General features: G+C 72.5%; 5 protein-coding genes. 4 read left to right on the top strand and 1 reads right to left on the bottom strand.

The genetic code is table 11. From position 1 onward, the window contains the following. Positions 1-145 precede the first annotated feature (145 nt). A complete protein-coding gene (locus ACWEVO_RS25520) occupies positions 146-805 on the bottom strand; it encodes a DUF4190 domain-containing protein (protein ID WP_452310049.1) in 660 nt (219 codons plus the stop codon). A 245-nt stretch (positions 806-1,050) separates the two neighbouring features. Here ACWEVO_RS25520 and purN point away from each other — a divergent pair, with 245 nt between their 5' ends. The 4 genes from purN (at position 1,051) to ACWEVO_RS25500 (ending at position 6,791) form a co-directional block, all read left to right on the top strand. Continuing rightward, positions 1,051-1,671 carry a phosphoribosylglycinamide formyltransferase gene (gene purN / locus ACWEVO_RS25515; protein ID WP_452310048.1) on the top strand — a complete coding sequence of 207 codons (621 nt, stop codon included), beginning with the start codon at positions 1,051-1,053 and terminating at the stop codon, positions 1,669-1,671. Beyond that, on the top strand, positions 1,668-3,239 hold the full coding sequence (gene purH / locus ACWEVO_RS25510; RefSeq protein ID WP_452310047.1) for a bifunctional phosphoribosylaminoimidazolecarboxamide formyltransferase/IMP cyclohydrolase: 1,572 nt from the start codon (positions 1,668-1,670) through the stop codon (positions 3,237-3,239). Before purN ends, purH begins: the two co-directional genes overlap by 4 nt. A 257-nt stretch (positions 3,240-3,496) precedes the next feature. After that, positions 3,497-3,976, top strand: a complete 480-nt coding sequence (locus ACWEVO_RS25505; RefSeq protein WP_452310046.1) for a hypothetical protein — start codon at positions 3,497-3,499, stop codon at positions 3,974-3,976. A gap of 181 nt (positions 3,977-4,157) precedes the next feature. Beyond that, the gene (locus ACWEVO_RS25500; protein ID WP_452310045.1) at positions 4,158-6,791 is read left to right on the top strand and encodes a glycosyl hydrolase; all 2,634 of its coding nucleotides are present in this window, start codon (positions 4,158-4,160) and stop codon (positions 6,789-6,791) included. The last annotated feature ends 98 nt before the right edge of the window (positions 6,792-6,889 follow it).

Here is a 6,889-nt window from a genome sequence, read left to right as displayed (position 1 = left end):
GGGCCGGCCGGGTCCGGTCGGAACCAGGGCCGGGACCGGGGCCGGCGCCGGGACCGGGGGCGGGCTGGTGCCGGGCCGGAGGGGTTGGAGATGGGAAAGGGGCGGCCGGCGGGTGGCCGGACGCCCCTTTCTCGCGGGGTTCGGGTCAGGAACCGAGGTTGCTCAGGTTGATCGCGGCGCCGGCGATCGCGCTGATGATGGAGAGGATGATGCCGACGCCGCCGCAGATCAGGGCCGCCTTGACCTGGCCGCCGTTGGTCGCCTCGCCCGCCTGGACCTTCTTCTGGCCGAGGAAACCGAGCACCAGGCCGGCGATGCCGCCGATGAAGCCCAGCGGGGTGCAGCAGAGGGCGAACACGATGGACGCGATGCCGGCGATCATGCCGATCAGGCCGAGGGTGTTGTTCTGCCCCTGCGCCTGCGGGTAGCCGGCGGCCGGGTACTGCGGCGCGGCGCCGTACGGCTGCTGCTGCCCGTACGGGTCCTGGTACGGCTGCTGCTGCCCGTAGGGCTGGCCCGAGCTGGGCTGCTGCCCGTACGGCTGCCCGGAGGTCGGCTGGCCGTAGGGCTGCCCGGAGGTCGGCTGGCCGTACGGCTGCCCGGAGGTCGGCTGCTGCCCGTACTGCGGGGCCTGCGGCGGCTGGGCGTACGGGTCCTGCCCGTACGGCTGGCCCGAGGTGGGCTGCTGCCCGTACTGCGGCGCCTGCGGCGGCTGCGCGTACGGGTCGTACTGCGGGGAGGTCGGGTCCTGGTGGGGCGGCTGCTGCTGGCCGTACGGGTCCTGACCGGGGTAACCGGGCTGCATTGCTGAGTGCTCCTCAAACTGGGGGGTCGACGTCCGTGGTCGGTTTGCTGCCGCTCATCATTCCGCCCAGCACCGGGACGCCGCGGCAGACGGGCCCGGGACCAAGGTCACGATGTCGACGCCCGGCCGCCGGGAAACCGGACACCGGGCGACGGCAGCGTATCGTGCCGGTGCCACCGGGGAGATCACCCGCAAGCCGGCCGCCCGAGCGCTGGACCTGCCTTCCGGCCCGATAGGGTTGCGCGGTGACCGAGCCCGCGTCCGTCGCCCGCCTCGTCGTCCTCGTCTCCGGCTCCGGCAGCAACCTTCAGGCGCTGCTGGACGCCGCCGCCGACCCCGGGTACGGGGCGCGGGTCGTCGCCGTCGGCGCCGACCGGGACGGGATCGCCGGCCTGGACCGGGCCGCCGCGGCCGGGGTGCCGGCGTTCGTTGAGCGGCTGAAGGACCATCCGACCCGCGAGGACTGGGACAAGGCGCTCACCGCCCGGGTGGCCGAGCACGAGCCGGACCTGGTGATCAGCGCGGGCTTCCTCAAACTGGTCGGCCCGCACTTCCTGGCCGCGTTCGGCGACCGCTACCTCAACACACACAACACCCTGCTGCCGGCGTTCCCCGGCATCCATGGCCCCCGGGACGCCCTCGCGTACGGCGTGAAGCTCACCGGGGCCACCCTGTTCTTCGTCGACGCCGGGATGGACACCGGCCCGATCGTCGCCCAGGTCGCCGTGCCGGTGCTGGACGACGACGACGAGGAGACGCTCACCGAGCGCATCAAGGAGGCCGAGCGGCGCCAGCTCGTCGAGCAGGTCGGTCGGCTGGTCCGTGAAGGTTGGACGATCACCGGCAGAAAGGTCACCGTTCCGTGAGCACCTCTGAGGACGCCCGTCGCCCGATCCGGCGGGCGCTGGTCAGCGTCTACGACAAGACCGGCCTGGTCGAGCTGGCCCGGGCCCTGCACGAGGCCGGGGTGGAGATCGTCTCCACCGGCAGCACCGCCTCGACGATCTCCGGGGCCGGTGTGCCGGTGACCCCGGTCGAGCAGGTGACCGGCTTCCCGGAGATCCTCGACGGCCGGGTGAAGACCCTGCACCCGAAGATCCACGGCGGTCTCCTCGCCGACCTGCGCAAGGACGCCCACGCCGCTCAGCTCGCCGAGCACGGCATCGCGGGCATCGACCTGCTGATCTCCAACCTGTACCCGTTCCAGGCCACGGTCGCCTCCGGCGCGGACCAGGACGAGTGCGTCGAGCAGATCGACATCGGTGGCCCGGCCATGGTCCGCGCCGCGGCCAAGAACCACGCCTCGGTGGCCGTGGTGACCGACCCGGCGGCGTACCCGGCGCTGCTGGCCGCGCTCGCGGAGGGCGGTTTCACGCTGGCCCAGCGTCGCGCGCTCGCCGCCCGCGCGTTCGCCGACATCGCCGAGTACGACGTGGCCGTGGCCGAGTGGTTCGCCGCGACCGTGGCACCGGCGGCCGACGGGTGGCCGGAGTTCGCCGGCCGGTCGCTGCGGCGGCAGGCGGTGCTGCGGTACGGCGAGAACCCGCACCAGGCGGCGGCGCTCTACGCCGACCCGGCCAGCCCCGCCGGCCTGGCCCAGGCGGAGCAGTTGCACGGAAAGGAGATGTCCTACAACAACTACGTCGACGCGGACGCCGCCTGGCGGGCCGCGAACGACTTCCCCGAGCAGCCGGCGGTGGCGATCATCAAGCACGCCAACCCGTGCGGCATCGCGGTCGGGGCGGACGTGGCCGAGGCGCACCGCAGGGCGCACGCCTGCGACCCGGTGTCCGCGTACGGCGGCGTGATCGCGGTGAACCGGCCGGTGAGCGTCGAGCTGGCCCGGCAGGTGGCGGAGATCTTCACCGAGGTGCTGGTGGCACCCGGCTTCGACGAGGGCGCGGTGGAGATCCTGCGGGCCAAGAAGAACCTCCGGCTGCTGCGCGCCCCGGAGTTCGCCCCGCTGCCGGCGGAGTGGCGGCAGGTCACCGGCGGCGTGCTGGTGCAGCTGCGGGACGCGATCGACGCGGAGGGCGACGACCCGGCGCACTGGCGGCTGGCCACCGGCGAGGCGGCCGACGAGGCGACCCTGCGGGACCTGGCGTTCGCCTGGCGGGCCGTACGGGCGGTGAAGAGCAACGCGATCCTGCTGGCCAAGGAGGGTGCCACGGTGGGCGTCGGGATGGGCCAGGTCAACCGGGTGGACTCGGCGCAGCTCGCGGTCAACCGGGCCGGCGCCGACCGGGCCCGGGGCGCGGTCTGCGCCTCGGACGCCTTCTTCCCGTTCGCCGACGGCCCCCGGATCCTCATCGAGGCCGGTGTCCGGGCGATCGTCCAGCCGGGTGGCTCGATCCGGGACGAGGAGACCATCGCGGCCTGCAAGGAGGCCGGCGTGACCATGTACCTCACCGGCACCCGGCACTTCTTCCACTGACCGGGTAGGACGACGGGGGCGTGGCCGATCGGCCCCGCCCCCCGTTTCACGTAACGGATGCCCGGCGGAAAACGCTGTCACGCCAGCCGCGCTGACCAGCCGAAAGTACGACGCCATCCCGTTGCCGGGTTGTGAAAGTTGTTGCTAGCGTTGTCCCGCAGCAAGCGATCGACCCTCCCCGTTCTCTCCGCCGCCCGCTCCCGCCCGCGGCCACCGTGCCGCCCGCGCTGCCTCCCCCTCTCCAGACAGGTTTGCCCATGCGCGTACTCGACCGGTTGACCGCCGTCGTCGTCGCGCTGGCGTTCGTGCTGGCCGGGCTGGGCGTACCCTGCTGCGGCGAGACCCTTGAGCCCGGCGCGGTGGTCACCGCCGCGCACCGGTCGATCGTCCACGACGGCCCGTCCGCTCTTCCTCCGGACGGACGGTCCGTCGACGCACCGGTCACCACACCGGACCGTCCCGCCCCGCCCTCCGGCGACCCCCGAGCCGTCGGCGCGCGCCTCACGCACCCCGACGCTTCGTCGGAGCAGTGGACGGAAGTCTCCGGCGGACCCTGTGGTGACCACCGCGCCGGCGTCGCCACCAGCGACGGACCGGACGATCTCCTCCTGGCCGCGCCCCTGCGCGTCGTCGGTGCCCCGCATTCGGTGGTCGCGCCGACCCGCTACCGGGAGCCGGCCGTGTCGCTGCTGCCGCGCGGCAGCCTGCCCAGCCGGGCTCCGCCGGCTATCGCCTGACCCTTCCCCGCTCCGCCCATCGGGTGTGGACCCGCCGTCCGCCCGCCGGGGTCGAGCCGGCCGAGGGTCGACTGCGGACGGTCGCCGTCCGATCACCGAAGCGCCATGGTCGCCATCCGTCGTCCATGGTTCCCCCACCCGAGCGGACCGCTCGGGGACCCCTTGAATCCGGAGGATTCACATGTCCAAGTCCCGCTGGCGCAAGCCGGCGACAATCGCGGGCGCGCTGGTGCTCACCGCCGCGCTCGGTGGCGTCGTCGCCACCAACCACGAGGTGCAGGAGAAGCTCGGTCTGGCCGACGAGGCCGGCGCCAACATGCCCTGGCACCCCAGGGAGTTCATGGAGATGGCGGCCGGGGAGGACCCGGGCGAGGCCGGCGAGGAGGCCTTCGAGGCGCGGACCATCGCCGAGCAGTTCGCCCAGGCCCGGTACGCCCCGGGCATCGTCTCGCCGGGCGCGTACTCGAACGCGCTGAGCCAGCTGAACGGCATGGCCGCCACCAACGGCAGCTGGCGCGAGGTCACCAAGATCAAGTACGACGGTGACGACCCGCGCTACCGCGACTACGCGTCCAACTCCTCCGGGGGCGCCGGCCTGGTCACCGGCCGGATGACGGGCCTGGCCGCGGACAACAACGGTTACGTGTACGCGGCCGGCGCGGACGGTGGCGTGTGGCGTTCCTCGACCGGCGGCGGGAGCTGGACGCCGATCGCGGACGCGCTGCCCACCCTGTCCAGCGGCGACGTCGTGCTCGCCACCGACGGCTCGCTCTGGTACGCGACCGGCGAGGCGAACACCGGCGCCACCTCGTACGTGGGCGCCGGGGTCTACCGGCTGGCCAACCCGCGGACCGGTTCGTTCAAGGCGACCGACCGGGTCGGCGGGACCGAGCTGGAGAGCACGGTCATCAACAAGCTGCGGTTCTTCGACGGCAAGGTCTGGGCCGCCACCAACCGGGGCCTGTACTCGCACGCGATGGGCAGCACCTCCGGCGCCTGGAAGCTGGAGTTCACGCCGAACCCGAGCTACCTGCCGGGCGGCGCGGACGCGGGCGCCGCGAACGCCGCGTACAAGAACATCGTCAACGACGTGGCGGCGGACCCGCGCAACCCGAAGCACGTGGTGGTCGCCTCGGCCTGGCGGTCCGGTGACACCTACAACGGTTTCTACGAGACCGCGGACTACACCGCCGGCAGCTGGGCGAAGGTCAACCCGACCGGCGCGATGCCGGCCGACGACATCGGCTACGTGACCTTCGCCTTCTCCGCCGACGGCGGCAAGCTCTACGCGATCAACCAGTCGCCGAGCCTGCTGAACAAGCCCGTCGGCAACGTGAACAGCTACCTGGACGGCATCTACGTCTCCAACAACGGCAACCCGGCCGGCCCGTGGAGCAAGATCGCCGACTCGTCGAAGCTGGGCAACTCCGGCTCCGCGCTCAAGCAGACGGTGATCGGCAAGGGCTACGGCCCGGGCATCCAGGCCTGGTACAACCAGTTCCTGACGGTGGACCCGGCCAACCCGAACCACCTCTGGGCCGGCCTGGAGGAGGTCTACGAGTCGTACGACGCGGGCGCCAACTGGAAGACCGTGGGTCCGTACTGGAACTTCGGCTTCTCCTGCTGGAGCATCTACGACTCGCAGAACAAGTGCAACAAGACCACCCACTCCGACCAGCACTCGGTGGCGGTCGGCAACGGCTTCGTCTACGTCGGCAACGACGGCGGTGTCTACCGCCGGCCGATCAACGGCAAGACCGACAAGGACGGGCACGCCACCGACTGGCAGAGCCTGAACGACGGCACCATCGACGCCCTCCAGTACTACTCGGTGTCGCTGGGCAAGGACCCGGCGAAGGCCGGCACCATCGTCGGCGGTGGTCTCCAGGACAACGGCGTGTCGATCCTGCGCGCCGGCGACACCGTGATGGGTTCCAACTTCGGTGGTGACGGCGGCGACGGCTTCGCCGACCCGGCCAACGGCTGCCGGCAGGTGCAGGAGTACACCAACCTGGCCATGCGGGTGACCGAGAACTGCAACGCCAACCCGGGTCCGGGCACCGCGGACACCTCCACCTCGCGGGACATCCAGCCGTACACCTCGTCGCCGGGCGACGAGCTGGCCCGGTTCATCGCGCCGTTCGCGCCGGACGACCACGACGCCAACGTCTGGGTCGCCGGTGGCCAGCACGTCTGGGTGAACACCAAGGGCTACGCCATCCAGGACGGCAAGGGCTGGACCAACGTGTTCGACCTGGGCGCCGGCCACACCGCCACCTCGGTGGCGGTCTCCAACGGCATGGCGTACGTCGGCTGGTGCGGGCCGTGCAACAACTCCGGGTTCACCCGGGGCGTCGCGGTCGGCAAGGTCAGCGACCCGGCGAGCTGGCACCAGATCAGCCTGCCGGGTGACTTCCCGAACCGGTTCGTGCAGGGCGTCGGGATCGACCCGGCGAACGGCGCGCACGCCTTCCTCGCCGTCAACGGGTTCTCCCGCCGGTTCACCGAGGGCCCCGGCGCCGGCTACGGCCACGTCTTCGAGACCACCGACGCGGGCGCGACCTGGAAGGACGTCTCGGCGAACCTGCCGGACGTGCCGGCCAGCTCGATCAAGGAGCTGTCCAACGGCGCGCTGGTGCTCGCCACCGACCTGGCCACGTTCTACCGCGCGCCCGGCGCCACCACCTGGCAGCGGCTCGGCTCCGGCCTGCCGCTGACCGTCGGCATGGACGTCGAGTACAACGCGGTGGACAACTCGGTCTACGTCGCGACCCACGGCCGCGGCATCTGGGCGTTCAACCTCGCCCAGCTCTGAGGCGTCGTCCGGTCCGGTGCGGCCCCCAGCCCCCCCGGGCGGGCGGCGGGCGCGGGGAGGAGGGGGGCGGCGCCGGCGGGGGGGGGGGGGGGGGCGTC

Source organism: Micromonospora sp. NPDC003776 (genome assembly GCF_053605645.1).
Note: the sequence above shows the minus strand (reverse complement) of the source record. Positions and strands in the feature narration are given on the sequence as shown.

Coding starts and splice junctions, on each gene's coding strand:
- ACWEVO_RS25505 (WP_452310046.1), top strand. CDS start 3,497: ATGCGCGTACTCGACCGGTTGACCGCCGTCGTCGTCGCGCTGGCGTTC.
- ACWEVO_RS25520 (WP_452310049.1), bottom strand. CDS start 805: ATGCAGCCCGGTTACCCCGGTCAGGACCCGTACGGCCAGCAGCAGCCG.
- ACWEVO_RS25500 (WP_452310045.1), top strand. CDS start 4,158: ATGTCCAAGTCCCGCTGGCGCAAGCCGGCGACAATCGCGGGCGCGCTG.